Source organism: Candidatus Moraniibacteriota bacterium (genome assembly GCA_026396275.1).
In the GTDB taxonomy this organism is placed as follows: Bacteria; Patescibacteriota; Minisyncoccia; order Moranbacterales; family JAPLXC01; genus JAPLXC01.
In genome coordinates this window covers 19,017-38,369 of the sequence record JAPLXC010000016.1, presented here as the reverse complement: position 1 = coordinate 38,369, position 19,353 = coordinate 19,017, and the positions used below count along the sequence as shown (strand labels likewise).

Annotated in this window: 20 protein-coding genes and 1 tRNA gene; 20 read left to right on the top strand and 1 reads right to left on the bottom strand. The window is 42.4% G+C overall.

What is annotated here, in order from left to right; translation table 11 throughout:
* Positions 1 to 572: 572 nt before the first annotated feature.
* On the top strand, positions 573 to 1,799 hold the full coding sequence (locus NT136_03670) for a HAMP domain-containing sensor histidine kinase (GenBank protein MCX6766030.1): 1,227 nt from the start codon (positions 573 to 575) through the stop codon (positions 1,797 to 1,799).
* Positions 1,800 to 1,937: 138 nt separating this feature from the next.
* Here the strand turns inward: NT136_03670 and NT136_03665 are convergent, their stop codons facing one another.
* Complete coding sequence (locus tag NT136_03665) at positions 1,938 to 2,543, bottom strand: hypothetical protein (protein ID MCX6766029.1); 606 nt, start codon at positions 2,541 to 2,543, stop codon at positions 1,938 to 1,940.
* Between the two features lie 427 nt (positions 2,544 to 2,970).
* On the opposite strand from NT136_03665, the gene ybeY reads away from it, so the two are divergent.
* From ybeY to NT136_03570, 19 genes are all read left to right on the top strand, one after another.
* Positions 2,971 to 3,447, top strand: a complete 477-nt coding sequence (ybeY, locus tag NT136_03660; GenBank protein MCX6766028.1) for an rRNA maturation RNase YbeY — start codon at positions 2,971 to 2,973, stop codon at positions 3,445 to 3,447.
* Complete coding sequence (locus NT136_03655; GenBank protein ID MCX6766027.1) at positions 3,419 to 3,817, top strand: diacylglycerol kinase; 399 nt, start codon at positions 3,419 to 3,421, stop codon at positions 3,815 to 3,817. Before ybeY ends, NT136_03655 begins: the two co-directional genes overlap by 29 nt.
* Before the next feature lie 112 nt (positions 3,818 to 3,929).
* On the top strand, positions 3,930 to 5,186 hold the full coding sequence (gene ftsA, locus NT136_03650; protein MCX6766026.1) for a cell division protein FtsA: 1,257 nt from the start codon (positions 3,930 to 3,932) through the stop codon (positions 5,184 to 5,186).
* Between the two features lie 380 nt (positions 5,187 to 5,566).
* Positions 5,567 to 6,760, top strand: a complete 1,194-nt coding sequence (ftsZ, locus tag NT136_03645) for a cell division protein FtsZ (protein ID MCX6766025.1) — start codon at positions 5,567 to 5,569, stop codon at positions 6,758 to 6,760.
* A gap of 29 nt (positions 6,761 to 6,789) precedes the next feature.
* Complete coding sequence (locus NT136_03640) at positions 6,790 to 7,074, top strand: hypothetical protein (GenBank protein ID MCX6766024.1); 285 nt, start codon at positions 6,790 to 6,792, stop codon at positions 7,072 to 7,074.
* A gap of 167 nt (positions 7,075 to 7,241) precedes the next feature.
* Positions 7,242 to 7,700, top strand: a complete 459-nt coding sequence (gene nrdR / locus NT136_03635; GenBank protein ID MCX6766023.1) for a transcriptional regulator NrdR — start codon at positions 7,242 to 7,244, stop codon at positions 7,698 to 7,700.
* A gap of 96 nt (positions 7,701 to 7,796) precedes the next feature.
* Positions 7,797 to 10,067, top strand: a complete 2,271-nt coding sequence (locus NT136_03630; GenBank protein MCX6766022.1) for a ribonucleoside triphosphate reductase — start codon at positions 7,797 to 7,799, stop codon at positions 10,065 to 10,067.
* A gap of 162 nt (positions 10,068 to 10,229) precedes the next feature.
* A complete protein-coding gene (locus tag NT136_03625) occupies positions 10,230 to 10,925 on the top strand; it encodes an anaerobic ribonucleoside-triphosphate reductase activating protein (GenBank protein MCX6766021.1) in 696 nt (231 codons plus the stop codon).
* A gap of 79 nt (positions 10,926 to 11,004) precedes the next feature.
* The gene (locus NT136_03620) at positions 11,005 to 11,223 is read left to right on the top strand and encodes a DUF167 domain-containing protein (GenBank protein ID MCX6766020.1); all 219 of its coding nucleotides are present in this window, start codon (positions 11,005 to 11,007) and stop codon (positions 11,221 to 11,223) included.
* A gap of 11 nt (positions 11,224 to 11,234) precedes the next feature.
* Complete coding sequence (locus tag NT136_03615; protein MCX6766019.1) at positions 11,235 to 11,651, top strand: hypothetical protein; 417 nt, start codon at positions 11,235 to 11,237, stop codon at positions 11,649 to 11,651.
* Positions 11,652 to 11,718: 67 nt separating this feature from the next.
* Entirely contained in the window at positions 11,719 to 13,269 is a 1,551-nt protein-coding gene (locus NT136_03610; protein MCX6766018.1) for a ComEC/Rec2 family competence protein, read from the top strand.
* On the top strand, positions 13,270 to 14,148 hold the full coding sequence (locus NT136_03605; protein ID MCX6766017.1) for an MBL fold metallo-hydrolase: 879 nt from the start codon (positions 13,270 to 13,272) through the stop codon (positions 14,146 to 14,148).
* Positions 14,149 to 14,245: 97 nt separating this feature from the next.
* Positions 14,246 to 14,854 (top strand): nucleoside-diphosphate kinase, encoded by a 609-nt coding sequence (locus NT136_03600; protein ID MCX6766016.1) that lies wholly within the window; start codon positions 14,246 to 14,248, stop codon positions 14,852 to 14,854.
* A gap of 68 nt (positions 14,855 to 14,922) precedes the next feature.
* A complete protein-coding gene (locus tag NT136_03595) occupies positions 14,923 to 16,956 on the top strand; it encodes a beta-propeller domain-containing protein (protein ID MCX6766015.1) in 2,034 nt (677 codons plus the stop codon).
* 39 nt (positions 16,957 to 16,995) lie between these two features.
* Positions 16,996 to 17,244 carry a hypothetical protein gene (locus NT136_03590; protein ID MCX6766014.1) on the top strand — a complete coding sequence of 83 codons (249 nt, stop codon included), beginning with the start codon at positions 16,996 to 16,998 and terminating at the stop codon, positions 17,242 to 17,244.
* Positions 17,245 to 17,428: 184 nt separating this feature from the next.
* Positions 17,429 to 17,683, top strand: a complete 255-nt coding sequence (locus tag NT136_03585) for a GIY-YIG nuclease family protein (GenBank protein ID MCX6766013.1) — start codon at positions 17,429 to 17,431, stop codon at positions 17,681 to 17,683.
* Positions 17,674 to 17,744: transfer RNA gene (locus NT136_03580), tRNA-Pro, on the top strand. Before NT136_03585 ends, NT136_03580 begins: the two co-directional genes overlap by 10 nt.
* A 176-nt stretch (positions 17,745 to 17,920) precedes the next feature.
* Entirely contained in the window at positions 17,921 to 19,123 is a 1,203-nt protein-coding gene (locus NT136_03575) for a replication-associated recombination protein A (GenBank protein MCX6766012.1), read from the top strand.
* 85 nt (positions 19,124 to 19,208) lie between these two features.
* The gene (locus NT136_03570; GenBank protein ID MCX6766011.1) at positions 19,209 to 19,352 is read left to right on the top strand and encodes a hypothetical protein; all 144 of its coding nucleotides are present in this window, start codon (positions 19,209 to 19,211) and stop codon (positions 19,350 to 19,352) included.
* The last annotated feature ends 1 nt before the right edge of the window (position 19,353 follow it).

Genomic DNA, 19,353 nt, shown 5'->3' with positions numbered 1-19,353 from the left:
AAATGTTTTGTCAAGAAATTTTCGAGTTAAAATATTTAATTTTTACAGATAAGATTCCCGTTCTTATTTACTATTCCCACTTATCAACTGTGACAGCATCTCTCTTAGTCGGTTTTTTTGTTTTTTTTAAAAATAAGTCTTTATTAAGCAAAATTCTATTATCTATATCAATCTCGTTTTCTCTTTGGGTATTTTTAAACCTAATTTTATGGACTAGCTCTAGAAGTGACGTAATAATGTTTGCCTGGTCTTTGATTGGTATTCTTTATGCCCTCATATATATACTTTGTTTTTATTTTGTATATGTTTTTATAAATAAGAAGGATATTAGTTTTTTAATAAAAGTTTTTTTATCAGTTTTATTTCTCCCTTTGATATTATTTTTGTCCACAAGATTTAATTTAGAAAGTATTAATTTGTCTATATGTGAAGCATCAGAAGGTAGATATTTTACATATTACTATTATGGAGTCGGGTTTTTTATATTACTTCTCATATTATTTTATTCTGCTTTTAAATACAAAAGAGCAGAGAAGGAATTCAAAAAACAGATACTTTATTTAATTTTAGGCATGGAACTATTTTTACTTTCCTTTTTTTCTTCAGGATTTTTAGCTAGTTACTTATTTGAGAAGGGAATAGTTAAAAATTTCAACATAGAGCAGTATGGACTTTTTGGTATGACTATTTTCATGGCTTTTTTGGGATATTTGATTGTCAAATTCAAGGCCTTTAATATTAAAATGCTGGCGGCGCAGGCGTTGGTGGTGTCGCTGGTCGTGCTCATCGGTTCAATGTTTGCTTTTGTTGAGACGACAACCAGCAAGATTTTAGTGGGCGTAACGCTGGCGCTTTCGGCCGGAATGGGCTGGTTGCTTGTCAAATCCGTGAAACTTGAAGTCCAGCGCAAAGAAGAATTGCAATATATGTCCGACCGGCTGGCGGTGGCCAATGATCAGCTGCGTAAACTGGATAACGCCAAGAGCGAATTTATTTCCATCGCTTCCCATCAGCTCCGCACTCCGCTTACCGCCGTCAAGGGCTTCATCTCGCTCATTCTGGAAGGCGCCTATGGGAAAGTGGAAAACAAAATCCGCGACGCGCTCAACAAGGTCTACGTTTCCAACGAGCGGCTCATCCAGCTAGTGGAAAACCTCCTTAACGTTTCCCGGATTGAGTCCGGCCGGCTGGAGTTTAAGTTCGAAAAAGCCAGAATTGAAAACATTATCCGGGAACTGGGGGATTCCTTTATTCTGATAGCCCGCGCCAAGGGCCTGTATCTGGACATTAAACTTCCCTCGGATCCGCTTCCGGAAATTGAGATGGACGGCCCGAAAATCCGCGAAGTACTTTCCAATCTGATTGACAACGCGATTAAATATACTAATAGGGGAGGAGTAACCGTCAGAGCGGAACTGGCAACAGGCAGTATGGAACAGGAAACAGGCGGTACGGGATATATCCCGAATCTCGCGCCCGGCATTACAATCGAGGGATCATCATCTGACAACCAGTCACCGCAAACTATAAGCCCTGAGCTTGTCAGGGTCGTTATCAGCGACACGGGAATCGGAATCCCCGAAAAAGAACTGCCCTACCTTTTCTCCCGCTTTTCTCGCGGCAAAGACACCAGCCGCCTCCACGTCGGCGGAACAGGCCTCGGGCTTTACGTGGGGAAAAACATGGTTGAAGCCCACCACGGACGGGTCTGGACCGAGTCCGACGGGTTGAACAAGGGCTCGCGCTTCATCGTGGAACTGCCAATTTCGCAGGACAAATACCAGCCGAAGAGCGAATGAAGGAGTTTGTATCTAGTATCTATCCGGCATTAAGAATTGTAGAGGAAGAATTAAAATAAAAGTATCTGTTATGCCTTTAAAAAAAGAAGCCTGAATTATATCAGGCTTCTTCAATTTAATTTACGTTTTACTCAAATATCATCTCGCAAACGCGGTATTGTTGTAGAAAAAGTTCTTGCCGTACCTCCAGGAATTGTCGCCCCACCATTCAACAAAGAGAAAATAATAGGGTTTTTGTCCGTAGAGCTTCAATGAGCAAGCCAGAGTCATAGCCGGCTCGTCCAGTTTATGCTTGTCGCCCAAAAAATCAATGTAGTCGTCTTTAATTATACTGAACTCGATATTTGTTTTCTTGCGCCAATCAGGAGAAAGGTTAATCCACATCTGGTCTTGATGGTCCAGACCGAACATTAGAGCCGAAGCCCACTGGTAATTGTTTACGGCATAGGCATCAACGAACCTATTAACTTGGAAACTATTTTCGAACGATCTTGCCCAGGACAAAAATTCGGGCGCCATTTCCATAGCTTTTTCGTAATCTTTTTCAGAGAGGTCAATTTTGCAGATATTGACTTGATCTCCAGGCATATGCCCCAAATCGCATTCAAGCGTCAGGATATTTTCAAAGCGATTTAGCCAAAAACTGTGCCGATGAGGCAGAGAAACTATGACCGTCCCTTCCGAATGCAAATTAGTTACAGGAAACTTACCCCTTTCTTGTGTTCTCAAAATAAAACTTTCCATTTTTAAGTCCTCCTTTATTTTGCTAGGTTCAGTTAAATTTGCTTAATATTTCAATGAACAACTCTGCTTATGTATTAGCTTGAAAAAAATTTTTTGTCAACTCCTTACCCTTTACGTTCATATAAGATGTTTTCCGGAACGCCGGAGAGTGGCACGAGAAAACGAAGTAGTCCTTAGCCAACTTAACGACTTGCAAATTACGCATATGCGAAAAATGCAAGCTGAAGCCGTGTCCCTGCCAAGTTAAGTTTAGCCGAACTGGCTTGGCAGGGATTTTATTTTGTCTAAGTTTACCTAGCAGGACATAGTATATACCAGAGTATATACGTCGTATATACTATTTCATTACAGTGTAAAGAATAAGCAGAAACCAGCTTGAGACACGGATCACATTGATTCGTCCCTTTTTCTTTTGTATACTATATTTATGAAACTCAATCTTGAAATCAATAATACTACCCGAAGTTCTATCAAAAAGGATTTTTTTGCCAAAGTTATAAGAAGGACTTTAGCAGAATACAATTATGATTTTTTGAAGCGTAGAATTGTATCTTTGAGTATCGCTTTAGTGGCGCCTTTGGAAATAAAAAAACTCAACCGAATCTACCGGAGAAAAGACAGCGTAACTGACATCCTTTCCTTTTCTGAATACCGAAGCGCCCAGGAACTGAAAAAAGCTGTTGATAAAAACATCTTTTTAGGAGAGCTGGTAATGTGCTATACTGAAATAGGGAATTATTCCAAGAAAACTGGCCGGGGCATTAAAGAAGAACTGGCCAGAGTGGTTTCTCATGGCCTGCTCCATCTTCTGGGATTGCGCCACGGAAAAAAAATGTTTTCCATCCAAAACTCTATAATTAAAAAAGACAAAAATAATGAGCAACGGAAATCAGACAAGCGGTGAAGAGATAAAAAAACTAAACAAGAGCTTCCGGCACGCTTTTCGGGGCTTTAAGTATGCCGCTTCTTATGAGCGAAATTTTCAGATTGAGCTTGTTCTAGCTGTGTTTGTTCTGGCGCTAATCTTCATTTTCAAAGTGAAAAACTGGGAAGCAATCGTGCTTATCCTTATGATTATGTGGGTGCTCATCACGGAACTCACCAATACTGTAGTAGAAAGAGTGGTTGATATAATCAGGCCCAAAATTCATCCTTACGCCCGTCTTATCAAAGACATTATGGCGGCCGTGGTGCTTATTTCTACGCTGGTCGCCGTGGCAGTGGGAATTATCATTTTTCTACCCTACATTAGAGAGTTTCTGGGACTTCGCTAGAAGACCATTGCTAAAAGCTTTTTTCTGTCTATAATTAACAGCAAATAGGAAAATTAGCCAGTTCGGCGTCTGTGTTGGAACGGCGCAATATAAATTCTTGTTTAGAAAAACCATGTCTAGGGACTCCATTTTGGTTGGAATCGACATCGGGTCATCCAACATTCGGACGATTATAGCTCAAAACCCACGCAAGGAAATTCCTCGAGTGGTGGGAGTGAGCATTGTGCCCTCCTTTGGAATCCGCCGCGGAGTGATTGTTGATACTGAAGAAGTGGCGAAAGTAATCAATGAATCAGTGGAAAAAAGCGAGCGGATGGCGGGAATAACAGTCAAAAAAGCCGTTGTCAGCACGGGGGGGTCTGAAATAGGATTCCAGCGCTCAAAAGGGGTGGTGGCTGTTGGCCGGGCGGATGGGGAAGTTACAGAAAATGACATTCAGCGGGTTCTTAATGAAGTCCAGATGGTTCCCCTTTCTCTCAACCGGGAAATTGTCCATATAGTTCCTCAGGGCTATCGGCTGGACGATCAGGAGAATATCAAGGATCCGGTGGGAATGAGAGGGGTTCGCCTGGAAGTTAACGCCCTTCTAATTGAGGACTCAGCCTCCCATGTTAAAAATATTGCGAAATGTTTGTCCCAGTCGAATATTGAAATTGACGATATTGTGCTTGAGCCATTGGCGGCGGCCAAATCGGTGCTGGGAAAAAAGCAGAAAGAATTGGGAGTAGTCCTTGTTAATTTGAGGGGAGGAACCACTTCAATAGCCGTGTTTGAGGAAGGGGAACTGCTTCATACCGCGATAATTCCCGTTGGGGCCGGCCACATCACCAATGACATCGCCATAGGATTGCGGACCACAGTTGAAGTGGCGGAGAAAGTGAAACTCGAATATGGCTGCGCTCTTCCGGAAGAAATAAGTAGAAAAGAAGAAATTGATTTGGCTCGCATTGATTCTCAAGAAGAAGGATCAGTGTCTCGCTACCATGTGGCGGAAATTATTGAAGCCCGCCTGGAGGAAATATTTAAATTGGTGAATAAGGAACTGCAATCGATTAAAAGGGCCGGACTTCTTCCGGCCGGGGCAGTACTTACGGGAGGCGGAGCAAAACTTCCCTACATTGCCGATGTTGCCAAAAAAATATTGGGGCTTCCTACTCAAATTGGTTTTCCCGCGAATCTGGGAGGAATGCTCAATGAAGTTGATGATCCGTCGTTTGCTACGGCAGTGGGACTTATTCTGTGGGGGCTTGAACGGGAGAGTATTCTGCAGGATGGGCTGACAGGCGTGAAAGTTATTGACAACATTTCTCGCAACGCCGAATACACCGTTGACAAAATGCGCCGCTGGCTGGGAAGATTTTTACCCTAGCGGATATTTTCCTAAAATAAAATTTTTCATCGCTCGCTCGGAAACGAAAATAAATTTCCATTTCACTCGCTTCGCTCGAAAATAAAAAATAAAATTTCTATTTTTGGCTCTGTAGATTGAATAACAGAGAGTTTTTAGAGTGTTTAAGCAACTGGGCAGAACGCACTTTCAAACCTAACAAATGCGAAAATATGCATTCTTCCTTGCGGGAATTGCCCAAGGGGTTGACAGGAAAGCCGGCTATATGATAGATTGGAATATCAAAGAAATAACAGTTTTTATCTTATTTAAATTTTAACTGGTAAAAATTGATCAAAGGTCCTTGGAGTAGAAAAGTTTTTACTTCTTAGCAGGCGGTGATCAATGAACAAAATAACAATATGGCGGAAATCAAACCGGACATTGAAACGTTTGCCAGAATTAAAGTCGTGGGAGTGGGAGGATCAGGCAATGCGGCTATTAGTCGAATGATTGATTCCAAAATAAAAGGAGTCGAATTTGTGGCGGTAAATACTGACGCCCAAGCCCTGCATCATTCTAAAGCTACGGAAAAAGTGCATATCGGAAAAAATTTAACCAAAGGATTGGGAGCGGGAATGAATCCGGAAATTGGCCGCCAGGCGGCGGAGGAAAACCGGGATGAAATTCAGGAAGTGCTTAAAGGGGCCGATATGGTTTTCGTAACTTGCGGTCTTGGCGGCGGCACGGGAACGGGAGCCGCTCCAATTGTGGCCGAAACAGCCAAGGAATTAGGAGCCCTCACTGTGGCAGTAGTAACCAAGCCCTTTGCTTTCGAAGGCGCCCAGCGGCGGGCTATTGCAGAAGAAGGACTAGAAAACCTTAAAGACAGGGTTGACTCCCTCATAACTATTCCCAATGATAAACTCCTTTCCATTATTGACAGAAAGACCACTCTGATTAGCGCTTTCAAAATTGTTGATGACGTTCTGCGCCAGGGGGTGCAGGGAATTTCCGATCTCATTATCAAAACGGGAATCGTCAATGTTGATTTCGCCGATGTCCGGGCAATTATGGAGGACAGCGGTTCAGCTCTTATGGGAATTGGAATTGCCAGTGGGGAAAATAGATCCGCCGAAGCGGCTAAAGCGGCTATCAATAGTCCGCTTCTTGAACTTTCCATTGATGGCGCCAAAGGAGTGCTTTTCAACATATCCGGCTCAAGCGATCTGACGATGCTTGAGATTAACGAAGCGGCCAATATTATAACCGAGAGCATTGATCCTAATGCCAAGGTTATTTTCGGCGCGGTGATTGACGATCAAATCAGGAAAGGTGACGTCCACATTACTGTTGTGGCCACTGGTTTTGATGCCGCCAAAGTGAAAGAGTCCCCCGCCGAAAAGATATCCCGAGTGACATTTACCCAGCCGGCAAGAGAAGAGCGCAAGGAGGCAAAAGAAAGATTAATTTTTCCGGCAAAGAAACTTGAGACAAAGATGATTATTGAAGAAAAAATTCAGCCCCGCGGAGTATCCGGGATGGAAGAAACCAGAGATCTTGAGGAAGAAGAACTGGAAATACCCGCGTTTATCCGGAGAAAAATGAAAAAATAATTTTCGAGCTTGCTTATAAGGAGGTATTTATGAGAGAAATACTTTATCCTGTTCCTGATAAAAAAAGTGAACAGGAAAAAGACAGATTCTTTATTATTAAAGTTCCCGTCAAGAGTCCTTGCACGACATTATTAACGGAGATGTTTATAGCAAGAGACGAGAAGGATGCTAAACAGAAAATGGCGTTGCAGTTTAGATTGTCTAAAAAAGAAGTTACCGGAGTAGAAGCGACAGAAATAGGAGAGAAAGAATATTGGAAAGAGCAGAGAAAAAGAGGAGGCATGCAAAAAAGCAGAAGAGAAAAAGATAATTAAAATCACTTTGTCAAAAGGATTTTTTAAAGGTCACCGTATCGCCGGTGATCTTATTTTATTTGCCCTCTGTGCATAACTCCAGATTTTGGCTTAAATCTGAACGCTTGTCGGGGTTTTTGACTTGTGGTAGAATGGGATAACAATGTACAATATATTGTATAAAATATATGAATTGCCCCTTTTGCGGTCATAATGAAACAAAAGTAATTGATTCGCGCGATACCCAGGATGGGAAAGCAATTAGAAGGCGCCGGGAGTGCGAGAAATGCAAAGCCCGCTTTAGCACTTATGAAGAGGTGGAAATCTTGCGTCTCGCCGTGGTTAAGAAAGACGGCCGGAAAGAAGAATATAACCGCGAAAAAGTGGAAGCCGGCATTCGCAAGGCGATTGAAAAGCGGCCGGTGACTGAAGAGCAAATTGATAAAATGATGGGCGACATAGAGTATGAAGTCAGATCCAAGGAAGAGTGCGAAATAACTAGTAAGGAAATCGGAAAAATAGTTCTGGATAAACTAAAAGAAATTGACGACGTGGCTTATATGCGTTTTGCCAGCGTCTATAAATCATTCAAGAACGCGGAGAGTTTCAAGAAAGAAGCGGAGAAATTGGAGAATAGTAATCAGTAATCTTGATTCTGAAGTGAAAAAAATTTCTAGCTCTGGCGATCTAGTATTGTAAAAATTTAGTAATATAACAATTTAATGAGCAGGGGCAAAACAAAAATGCTAACAAAAATGTCCGCCCGAGGCGGATCTCAGCCAAGGGCTGATCAGCCTATGACTGGCGCCGAAAAAAATGGCGGAAAAAAGAAAGCAGGAAAGCGGGGAGAAAAATCTGAAAAGTTCAAGAATCAGATCACCAAAGTGGTGAAGCGTAGCGGCCGGGTGGTGCTGCTTGATCAAAACAAAATCACCAACGCGGTGGCCAAGGCCTTCGCAGCGACTGGTGAGGGGAGTTTAGCCGATGCCCACCGGGTAAGTGATAAGGTAACGCGGCTGCTTAACAGGAATTACCGTAAGGGATACATTCCGGAAATTGAGGAAATCCAGGATCTGGTGGAAAGAGTACTGATGATTTTGGATTTTGAGGAAACCGCCAAGGCCTACATTCTTTACCGGGAACAGCACCGCAAAATTCGCGAGGCCGAAGGAGCTCTGGATGAAGCGGTAACCCTCGTGGACAAATACATTCAGGAAATTGACTGGAGAGTGAAAGAAAACGCCAACATGTCCTATTCTCTTCAGGGTCTCAATAATTACATTTCTTCAATCGTGAGTTCTAAATATTGGATGAACCGAGTTTATTCCAAAAGTATTCGCGATGCTCATGAACAGGGCGACTTTCATATCCACGATCTTCAACTGGTTGCCGCTTATTGCTGTGGCTGGGATCTTCAGGATCTGCTGCTCCGCGGCTTCACGGGGGTGGCGGGAAAAGTGGCTTGCAAACCGGCCAAGCACTTCGGTTCGGCTTTGGGCCAAATGGTAAATTTTATTTATACTCTTCAGGGAGAAGTAGCCGGAGCGGAGGCATTTTCTAATTTCGACACGCTGCTCGCTCCGTTTGTCAGGTATGATAAATTGGCGTACAACGAAGTAAAGCAAAACATCCAGTCCTTTGTCTTTAATATGAACGTGGCTACCCGGGTCGGTTTTCAAACGCCGTTTTCCAATATCACTCTTGACATTACTCCCCATCCGACGCTGGCCGGAGAAGCGATTATTATTGGTGGCGTTCCCCAGAAAGAGACCTACGCGGATTTTCAGGAAGAAATGAATATGATCAACCGCGCGTTTGCCGAAGTGATGATTGAAGGCGACGCCAATGGCCGGATTTTTACTTTTCCCATTCCCACTTATAATATCGGGAAAAATTTTGACTGGGATGACGAGCGTTTCAACCCCGTTTGGGAAATGGCGGCCAAGTACGGCATTCCTTACTTTGCCAATTTTATCAATTCTGACATGAGTCCCGAGGATGCCCGATCGATGTGCTGCCGGCTGCGCCTTGATAACCGCGAACTCTACAAACGAGGCGGAGGACTCTTTGGTGCCAATCCTTTGACTGGATCAGTCGGGGTGGTCACTATCAATATGCCGCGGATCGGATACTTATCCAAAATCCACGCCAAAGGGCGAGTAAGTAAAAAAGAATTTTTCCAACGCCTTGATCACCTCATGGATCTGGCCAAAGAAAGCTTGGAAACAAAGCGCAAGATGATCGATAGTTTTACCGAGAGAGGATTATACCCTTACTGTCGATTCTATTTAAATCCTATCAAGATGCGCCGGGGCCAGTATTGGGCCAATCATTTTTCCACTATTGGGCTGGTGGGAATGAATGAAGCACTGCTCAATCTGATTGGCAAAGATATTGCTACTCGCGAGGGGAAGAAACTGGCCGAAGAAATTCTGGATTATATGAGAAAAAGAATAATTAGCTATCAAGAGGAAACCGGAAATCTTTACAATCTGGAAGCCACTCCAGCGGAAGGAGCGTCTTATCGGCTGGCCCGCCTGGACCGTGAAAAATATCCCAGTATTATTTTTGCCAACCATAAGGAAGTTAAAAAGGGTAAAGCCGAACCGTATTATACCAATTCTTCACAGCTGCCGGTCTCTTTTACGAACGATCTCTTTGAGGCGCTGGATCTTCAAGATAATCTTCAGACAAAGTATACTGGCGGAACAGTTCTTCATGGATTTTTAGGAGAACGACTCTGGGATATTGAGACGGTGAAAAAGCTGGTGCGCAGAATCGCGGAAAATTATAAACTTCCTTATTTTACCTTCACTCCGACATTCAGCGTCTGTCCCGTTCACGGCTATCTTCCCGGGGAACATTACACCTGCCCCAAGTGTGTAGTGGAACAAAAGACCGAAGTATATTCCCGAGTGGTGGGCTACATTCGTCCGGTGGATCAGTGGAATAAGGGAAAACAAGCAGAATTTGCCAATCGCAAGACATTTATTATAGCGGAACAGAAGGTCTAGCCCGACTTTATAAAGCGGAGTAATAATGGGATAATCTTTCTTCACGGGGGTTATCCCATAGTTAATGCAAATATCAAAAATCAAAATGTAAAATGATTTAATTATTTTTAAATTTTGATTTGTCATTTTGATTTCTTCATTTTGCATTTTTATTTTTTTAATATGTTAATTGGCGGTTACCAAAAACTTACTCTCATTGACTATCCCGGAAAACTGGCGGCGACTGTTTTCACCGTGGGCTGCAATTTTCGCTGCCCGTTTTGCCATAACCCGGAGTTAATATCAAATATTAAATATCAAATATCAAAAATTCCGGAAAAAGAGTTTTTTGATTTTTTAAAGAAACGCAAAGGAAAATTGGAAGGAGTTTGCATTACCGGCGGGGAGCCGACGCTTCAGCCGGATTTGATTAAATTTATCAAAAAAATAAAAAGACAGGGATATCTGGTAAAATTGGACACTAACGGCAGCCGGCCGGATGTGCTCAAGAAAATTATTGACGGAAAACTGGTTGATTTTATCGCGATGGATATCAAAAACTATTTGGGAAGATATGATGAAACATGCGGCGTGAAAGCCGATAAAGAAAGAGTAAAATTAAGCGTTGATTTAATCAAAAACAGCAGAATTGATTACGAGTTTAGAACGACAGCCGTTCCGGGCTTGCATAAAGAAAAAGATTTTAATGATATCGCCCAGTGGTTAGCCGGCGCAAAAACTTATTATCTCCAGGAATACCGGGAAATTAAAATTCTTGATCCCGCTCTCAAGAAAAAAACTAAAGGCAAGGAAATTGATTTGGAGAAGATTAAGAAAAATATTGAGAAAAATTTCGGAAAAGTGGGAATTAGGAGATAAAAATAAATAATATGTCATTCCGGACTTGATCCGGAATCTAAATAGATCCTGAATCAAGTTCAGGATGACAATGAAATTCATGCGAATTTACATTAAAGTCATTCCCCGCTCGTCTAAAAACGAAGTCACTAAAATTGTGGAAGGGGAATATAAAGTTAAGCTGACCGCCCCGCCGGTTGACAACAAGGCCAATGATATGCTAATAAAAGTATTAGCGGATTATTTTAATGTCAGTAAAAGTTCTTTAAGAATCATCGGCGGAAAAACCGCCAATATTAAAATAATAGAAATCCAATAAGGAGGTGTTTTATGTTTATCCTTGCAAAGCTTGATAACACAACAAAGGATATTTACGGTCATGAAATTCCACTTGATTGTGTATCCGATGAAATTGTCAATGTCTTAAAGGTTAAAAAAAGTTGTAATCTGCATCGGGTTTTAATGTCTGTTGCAGAATGTAAAATCCCCGCTAGTGGAGAGTTTGGATACTTTGCTTGGTTGGAAACTACAAGCTATGTTAATATTCAATATGCCCGTAAGAAAAATCCGTATGATAGTGGAAAACAGGAATATGGCATATATGTGACTGGCTTTAACGGAAATGTAATAAAGCCAGAAGAGGTGAATGATTTCATAGTGAGGGGAATTCTCCATTTTTGGATAAAAATGGCGGAAACATCCAATAAAGAAATTTCTCATCTCTCGGAAACCATATTCAAGAAGTAGAACAGCCAAGTACGCTTGATTATCTGGGGTTAGCAGACATTGCTAACCCTTTTGCTATAATAAAGCCATGACCAAATCCAAAATCTTCCTCATTTTATCTTTAAGTTTTATTTTCGGAATTTTTTTCAGATCATTTTTCAATTCCGGACAGTTATATTATTTTTTTGCCATTGCCGCCGTCATTTTATTGGCGGTTTTTTATAAAAACAAAATCATATTAATTTCAGGATTTGCAATCCTGTTTTTTGTTTTCGGGATCTGGCGGACGGAAGCTGATTTGAGTAAATTAAATAATTTGCTAAGCGCCGGCGCAGATTTTTCCGGAAGCGTCGTTGTTGCTAGAGAGCCGGAACAAAAAGAAAACTACCAGAAAGTAATTGTCAGAACCAGCGACGGCTTAAGAATTCTGATTAATGCCAGCAAGTATTTGCGATTTGATTACGGCGAAGAATTGAAAGTTCAGTGTAATTTAAAAGTTCCGGAAAACAAAGAGGATTTTGACTACCGGATGTATCTGGCCAAAGACAAAATTTATTATATTTGCCAAAGCGCGAAGATTGAAAAAACGGGAGGCATCCGCGCCAATAAGATTTATAGCGCCATCTTGAAGTTTAAGAACAAAATGGAAGAAAATATCAACCGGGTTATTCCTCAGCCGGAAGCGGCGCTGGCCAATGGCTTGATCCTCGGAGGAAGCAGCCGGATGAGCGAGGAAATTCAGAAAAATTTTTCCCGAACCGGCCTTACTCACATCGTGGCTGTTTCCGGCTATAACGTTACGATAATTGCTAATTACCTGATGCTTTTGGGAATATTTCTGGGCCTTTGGCGCAAGCGGGCTTTTTGGTTTGCTGTCGTGGGAATTATACTTTTTGTTTTAATGGTTGGATTTCCCTCCTCGGCTGTGCGAGCAGGAGTGATGGGGGTGCTTCTTATTTGGGCAATGAAAAATGGACGCCTGGCCAATTCCTGGAACGCCATAATATTCGCCGGCGCTGTTATGCTTTTGATTAATCCGTTATTACTCCGCTGGGACATCGGATTCCAGCTTTCGTTTTTGGCGACGCTGGGGATAATATCTTTGGCTCCTTTTTGGGAAAAAAGTTTAATCGGGAAAAACAAGGCGTTTGGGTTTACAGAAATATTTTTTCTGACTCTCTCCGCCCAAATTTTCGTGCTCCCGATAATTTTCTATAATTTTCACACTCTTTCTCTTATTTCCATCCCGGCTAACCTTCTGATTTTACTGGCTGTTCCTTTGACTATGCTTCTGGTTTTTCTGACGGCAGGAAGCGGATTCATTTTCGGACCTTTGTCGCTAGTTTTTGCCTGGTTTGCCTATCTTCCGCTAAAATACGAGATATGGATAGCCGATACCCTCGCAGATCTGAAATGGGCGAGTAAAACAATAGAAAATTTTGGTTGGCCCTGGGTTTTGGGCTGGTACCTGGCGCTGCTTCTAATTGTTTACCCACGCACCAGAAAGCCACGAGCGTCAGCTCGTGTGATAAATGGCCTTCGGGCGGCTTTCGGTGCGGGGTTCCGCGCTCCGAAAACCGAAAGAACTGAAACCCCAACCGTAAGGTCGGGGAGCGCTTCACTTTTAAGGAAAAAATAAATGCAAAATAGAAAACTAGTTTATGGAATCCTGATATTTCTGCTGGCGCTTAGCGTGATTTTAGGAACTGTCGTTTTTTATTCCTTAAACAGCCGGGATCTGAAAGTTATTTTCCTTGATGTTAGCCAAGGAGACGCGATTCTCATAAGCCAGGGGCAAAATCAGATACTTATTGACGGCGGGAAAAATGGAAAATTGCTTTTAGAAAAACTGGGAAAATACATTCCGTTTTGGGACCGCACCATTGAAGTGGTAGTGGCCACTCACCCGGATCAGGACCATATTGGAGGATTGATTGATGTCACTCGATCTTATGACGTATCGACTGTCTTGGAAACTAAAGCGAAGAGCGATTCCCAAACATACAAGGCCTGGAAAGAAACAGTGAATAATGAGGGCAGCCAACAACTTGAGGCGGTAAAGGATCTAACAATCAGATTTCCTGAGAGTATCGAGGTTCAAGTGCTTTATCCGCCTTTGCCGATTGAATCATCTAACCAGTCAAATAATAATCAGTATAGCGTGGCGATGAAATTGACGTATGGGGAAAACAAATTTTTACTTACTGGCGATCTGCCAGGTATTCAGGAGCAGGAATTAATTAACAACGGGGTGGATGTTAGTTCGCAGATTCTTAAAGTAGCCCATCATGGATCGAAGTATTCCACCAGCGATGAATTTCTGCAAGTCGTGCGTCCTGTTGAAGCCGTTATTTCTGTGGGAAAAAATAACATGTACGGCCATCCCAATTCGGAAATAATTCAGAAACTCCTAAAGCGTGGCATTACTGTTTGGCGCACGGATGAAATGGGAGATATAATTTACAAGTGCAATCCGCCAACCGGCGGAGCAAAATGCAAAATTGAATTTAATCAATGATATTTGATAGTATTGGCGGTTTATGATAAATTACAGTAAATGTTAGGGAACTACTCATAAAAGACATTTAGCAATATAACAATTTAACAATAAAACAATGAAGGTTCATCCAAGCAAAGAACGCACATTAGTCATTATCAAACCGGACGGCATCCAGCGATCCCTAATTGGCGAGATCGTCCGCCGCTATGAACGGACAGGACTGAAACTGGTGGCTCTCAAAATGCTCATTCCTACTGAAGAACAAATTGAAAAACATTATCTTATTGATCTGAAGTGGATTCGCAAAGTTGGCGAGAAAGCTATTGGTTCTTACCAGAAAAGAGGAATGACTCCGCCCTTAACCGAGCCGGAAGAAGTGGGAAAACAAGTTTTGCGGCGGCTCAAAAAATATATGACTTCCGGACCGGCAATCGCAATGGTCTGGCAGGGAAACCAGGCAGTGGGAGTAGTGCGCAAAGTTACCGGCGGGACCGAACCGCTCTCTTCGGACGTGGGAACTATTCGCGGCGACTTCACTATTGATTCATATCAGATTGCTGACACTGACGACCGCCCCATTCGCAATCTCATTCACGCGTCGGGAACAACCGAAGAAGCGGAAAAAGAAATAGCCCTTTGGTTTGACAACGGTGAGATTATCAACTACCGCTTGGTTCAGGAGCAGATTCTTTATGACGTCAATTTGGACGGTATTTTAGAGTAATATATAAAGAGGTCCGACCTCTTTTGGTCGCTGTGGTCGAGAGAGGTCGGACCTCGATTAAAAATTATATGAGTAAAAAACATATCATAGCCGGCGTTATCTTTATTTTAATTCTGGCGGCCTTTGCCGTGCTGGTTTTCAAAATCACCAGCGAAATTGGCAAAATAAACGGAGAAAAGTTATCCCGGCTTTTCCAAAAAATTTCTTCACCAATTCCGTCCAATACCGAAACAGTCAAAAAATTCTCTTCCAAGGAAGATTTTTTGGCGTATCTGAAAAAAGCCAAAGACAAGACGGGTTTTCCGGGGATGTGGGGCCGTGGAGGTGCAATGACGGCCGAAGATCAGGCGGTGTCGGCGCCGAGCGCGGAGGGCTTATTGAAATCGGCTATTCCCGAGAGAGTTTCCCAAACCAATGTCCAGGTGTCGGGAATTGACGAACCGGATATTGTTAAAACCGACGGAAAAAATATTTATTTTTCTTCAGAGAGCAACTGGATTTACGGAAATGGACCGATGCCGCTTATGGAAAGGGGAATTTCCATTCCAGAAATTTATCCAGCTCCGCTTCCGCCGGACTTTGAAAAGCCGAAAACAAAAGTAATCTCCGCTTTTCCCGTTGACAAGCTCGGAAAAATCTCCGAAATTGAAAAGAACGGGAACTTGCTGCTCGCTAAAGAAAAAAATATTTTAGTCGTCTTTAGTAGCCAGGAAATATTTGCTTACGATGTAACTGATCCTAAAAGTCCGAAAGAAAAATGGAATTTGAAGCTTGAGGATAAAACGGCTCTCGTCGGCGAAAGATTTTACAGCAACAAAATTTATCTTGTCATCCGCAACTATTTGGACGAGCGCGATCCCTGTCCGCTAAAACCTTTAACTTCCGGATCGGAGACAATTGAAATTGCCTGCGGGGAAATTTATCATCCCGAAAAAATTATTCCGGCTGACGTCAGTTTTTCAGTTTTGGTTATAAATCCAGCCAGTGGCAAGGTTGAAAATAAAACTTCTTTCGTCGGCTCAACTTCCAGCTCATTAGTGTATATGTCGGAAAACGCGGTTTACGTAACTTATACTTACGTGGACAATTTATTTGGCTATCTGGCTGACGCGATTTCCGATACTGGGAAAGATATTCTGCCTGGCTATATTATTGAAAAACTTAACAAGGTGAAAAGCTATGACATCAGTGACGAAGCGAAAATGACGGAATTCCAGAAAATAACTGAAGATTACAAAAGGACTTTAAGCAATGATGAAGAACTGCGGATTGAAAACGAGATGCAAAATAAAATGCAGGATTATTTCAAAGAGCATTCCAGGGAATTGGAGAAAACTGGAATCGTGAAAGTAAATATTAACGGGTTGAATATCGTAGCATCGGGAAATATTCCCGGTCATCTGCTCAATCAATTTTCACTGGACGAACACAAAAATAATTTAAGAGTGGCGACTTCCATCGGCGGTGGATTCTGGGGCTGGGGGACAGTCAGTAATGAAGCGAATATGAATGACGTTTATGTATTGAGCGACAAGCTTGAAATTATCGGAGCGATAAAAGATTTGGGAATCACTGAAAGGATTTATTCCGCCCGCTTTCTTGGCGACCGTGGCTATCTGGTAACCTTCCGCCAGACCGATCCGTTTTATGTTCTGGATTTATCCGATCCGAGAAAACCAGTGCTCAAAGGCGAACTGAAAATTCCGGGATTTTCATCTTACCTTCATCCTATTGCGGATAATATTATTCTAGGAGTCGGTCAAGAAAGTGGAAAGGTAAAACTTTCTCTGTTTGATGTGGGTAATGCTTCCGATCCGCGGGAAATTGACAAGTATCTCCTCGATGAATACTGGTCGGAAGCGCAGTCAAATCACCACGCTTTTTTACAGGACGCCAAACACGAGGTATTTTTTCTCCCCGGAGGAAAGGGCGGATATGTATTTTCTTATGCGGAAAATAAATTAAACCTCAAAAAAGCGGTGAGTGACTATCAGGTGAAAAGGGCACTGTACATTAACGATTTTCTTTACATCATCGGCGAGAAAGAAATTTCGGTGCTCGATGAGAGGAGTTGGGAAAAGGTGAAAGAATTAAGTTTATAGAATTTTCAAAACGGCCAGTTAAGAGCTAGGAAATGAAAAATGTTTTTTGAAAAGTCAAGGAGGATATTTGGCAATTATTCACTTGAGCCGCCGGAATTTTTTGCGCTGACTATCTCTTTTGCTTTTCCGTCCGTGCTTCTTTTACTAGCTATCCCCAATCCTTTTGATTGGGCAGTTAAGGCAATTTTTTTAAGCATTGGTCGGATGGTTATTTTTTGCTGGTTAGCGGGCGTGGGAGCAATATCAGCTGGCGTTGTTTGGTCGGCGATAAAGAAGATCAAGGACTAATATTGAAAAAGGCCAGAAGTTTTCTGGCCTTTTATTTTTTGGCTTTCCATGATATTTTTTAGTTGCGGAGTGTAGTGTAATAGTAGTCGTCTCATCGGCGGCATAATTTTACCGGGGTGTAGTATAGTGGGCCCGGCCCTACGGGCCGTAGGCCCGGGGCAGTACGCAAGTATGAATAAAAAATATGAATTGGCTTGTTTATATTCTAAAAAGCAAAAAAGATGGAAAGAGATACATTGGAAGCACAAATAGTTTACTTAGAAGAATCAATGAACATAATCGTGGAATAGTTGGATCAACTAGGAATCGTAGACCATTGGTGCTGATATATCAGGAAGAATTTGAAGAAGAAAAGGAAGCTAGAGCAAGGGAAAAATTTTTCAAAACACACAAGGGATATAATGAATTAAAAAAATTATTGAGCAATTTCGGGGTGTAGTATAGTGGTAGTACGCAAGCATGGGGTGTTTGTAGCGGGAGTTCGATTCTCCCCACCCCGATAGTCAAGGCAGTCGGGCGCGGCGCAAGGCCGAGGTGTTTTTAGTACGGGTTCGCCGTAGCACCACTAAAGGGTGTTAGACGCCATGAACTCTTTAGTAACTCATTGGTTATTTCCGGCTCGCTTCACCAGAGCTATAGCGGGGCGAGCGAAAACGGGAATGACATTAAAGAAAGTATGAATCAGAAAAAACAAGATTCACCGCTAGCTGACAGAATAAGGCCGCGAAATCTTGACGAGTTTGTCGGGCAAGAAAAGCTGGTCGGAAAAAATTCGTTTTTGGAAAAAGCGATACGGGAGGACAAAGTTCCTTCGCTCATTTTTTGGGGACCGCCAGGAAGTGGAAAAACAACCCTCGCCCAAATTATCGCCAATATCACAAACTCCGATTTTGTCCAGATCAGCGCGGCGACCAGTGGCAAAAAAGATTTGCAAAACGTCATTGTCAAAGCTAAAGAGAATAAATTATTCGGTAAGAAGACAATTTTATTCGTGGATGAAATCCACCGCTGGAACAAAGCCCAGCAAGACGCGTTACTGCCCTATGTGGAAAAGGGAGTGATAATTTTAATCGGCGCGACGACGGAAAACCCAAGTTTTGAGGTTATTTCCGCGCTTCTCTCACGGACGCGGGTTTTTGTTCTAGAAAGATTATCGGAAGAGAATATTTACGGGATTATTGAAAGAACGTTAAAAGACAAGGAAAATGGATTGGGTGGAGAAAAGATTAATATAGACAAAAATACTATTCAATTTCTCTCCAAGATTTCCAACGGCGACGCGCGGATGGCGCTTAATACTCTGGAAGCAGCGGCCAGCATCAGCAAAAAAATAGATATTGAATTAATTAAACAGGTTCTCCAGAGAAAGCATCTCCTTTATGACAAAACCGGGGAGGAGCATTACAATATAATTTCAGCGCTTCACAAATCTATGCGCGGGGGTGATGCCAACGCTGCCCTTTACTGGCTGGCGCGGATGCTGGAAGGCGGAGAGGATCCTTTATATGTTGCGCGAAGGCTGGTGCGATTCGCTTCCGAGGATGTCGGACTGGCTAATAATACCGCGCTGGTACTTGCTAACGCCGCTTTTGACGCCTGCCACAAATTGGGAATGCCGGAATGCGCGGTGCATCTGGCGCAGTGCGTGATATATTTAGCTAAATCAAAAAAGGACGTGACGGCCTACCTTGCCTATGAAAAGGCCAAAAATGACGTTTCCGAATTCGGTAATCTTCCTGTTCCGCTTCACATCAGAAACGCCCCGACGAAATTAATGAAAGAATTGGACTATGGGAAAGGGTACAAATACACACCGCTTGAAGACAGCTCGGAACAGGAATATCTGCCGGAAAAACTTAGAAATAGAAAATATATTTAAGGGACTTCTTATGCGGGTTTATCGAATTTTATCGAGGTTCAACCTTGATAATTCAACCCCCGATAATTCTAACTTTAGAAACGCTATGATTAAAAAAATCCGAGGCCAATATGTGGTGCTGTCCGAAAAAACGGGAAGAGTATTCGGAAGATATCGGACTAAAAAAGAAGCCCTTAAGCGTCTGCGACAGATCGAATTTTTTAAGCATTTAAAGAAAAATGAGAAATAAA

What these genes read in the sequence shown, in the direction of transcription:
- NT136_03670 (MCX6766030.1), top strand. Translation starts at nt 573, where the DNA reads ATGGAACTATTTTTACTTTCCTTTTTTTCTTCAGGATTTTTAGCTAGT.
- NT136_03590 (MCX6766014.1), top strand. Translation starts at nt 16,996, where the DNA reads ATGTTTTTTGAAAAGTCAAGGAGGATATTTGGCAATTATTCACTTGAG.
- NT136_03610 (MCX6766018.1), top strand. Translation starts at nt 11,719, where the DNA reads ATGACCAAATCCAAAATCTTCCTCATTTTATCTTTAAGTTTTATTTTC.
- NT136_03630 (MCX6766022.1), top strand. Translation starts at nt 7,797, where the DNA reads ATGCTAACAAAAATGTCCGCCCGAGGCGGATCTCAGCCAAGGGCTGAT.
- NT136_03615 (MCX6766019.1), top strand. Translation starts at nt 11,235, where the DNA reads ATGTTTATCCTTGCAAAGCTTGATAACACAACAAAGGATATTTACGGT.
- NT136_03600 (MCX6766016.1), top strand. Translation starts at nt 14,246, where the DNA reads ATGAAGGTTCATCCAAGCAAAGAACGCACATTAGTCATTATCAAACCG.
- NT136_03575 (MCX6766012.1), top strand. Translation starts at nt 17,921, where the DNA reads ATGAATCAGAAAAAACAAGATTCACCGCTAGCTGACAGAATAAGGCCG.
- NT136_03570 (MCX6766011.1), top strand. Translation starts at nt 19,209, where the DNA reads ATGATTAAAAAAATCCGAGGCCAATATGTGGTGCTGTCCGAAAAAACG.
- ftsZ (MCX6766025.1), top strand. Translation starts at nt 5,567, where the DNA reads ATGGCGGAAATCAAACCGGACATTGAAACGTTTGCCAGAATTAAAGTC.
- NT136_03620 (MCX6766020.1), top strand. Translation starts at nt 11,005, where the DNA reads ATGCGAATTTACATTAAAGTCATTCCCCGCTCGTCTAAAAACGAAGTC.
- NT136_03595 (MCX6766015.1), top strand. Translation starts at nt 14,923, where the DNA reads ATGAGTAAAAAACATATCATAGCCGGCGTTATCTTTATTTTAATTCTG.
- ftsA (MCX6766026.1), top strand. Translation starts at nt 3,930, where the DNA reads ATGTCTAGGGACTCCATTTTGGTTGGAATCGACATCGGGTCATCCAAC.
- NT136_03655 (MCX6766027.1), top strand. Translation starts at nt 3,419, where the DNA reads ATGAGCAACGGAAATCAGACAAGCGGTGAAGAGATAAAAAAACTAAAC.
- NT136_03625 (MCX6766021.1), top strand. Translation starts at nt 10,230, where the DNA reads ATGTTAATTGGCGGTTACCAAAAACTTACTCTCATTGACTATCCCGGA.
- NT136_03585 (MCX6766013.1), top strand. Translation starts at nt 17,429, where the DNA reads ATGAATTGGCTTGTTTATATTCTAAAAAGCAAAAAAGATGGAAAGAGA.
- nrdR (MCX6766023.1), top strand. Translation starts at nt 7,242, where the DNA reads ATGAATTGCCCCTTTTGCGGTCATAATGAAACAAAAGTAATTGATTCG.
- NT136_03640 (MCX6766024.1), top strand. Translation starts at nt 6,790, where the DNA reads ATGAGAGAAATACTTTATCCTGTTCCTGATAAAAAAAGTGAACAGGAA.
- ybeY (MCX6766028.1), top strand. Translation starts at nt 2,971, where the DNA reads ATGAAACTCAATCTTGAAATCAATAATACTACCCGAAGTTCTATCAAA.
- NT136_03605 (MCX6766017.1), top strand. Translation starts at nt 13,270, where the DNA reads ATGCAAAATAGAAAACTAGTTTATGGAATCCTGATATTTCTGCTGGCG.
- NT136_03665 (MCX6766029.1), bottom strand. Translation starts at nt 2,543, where the DNA reads ATGGAAAGTTTTATTTTGAGAACACAAGAAAGGGGTAAGTTTCCTGTA.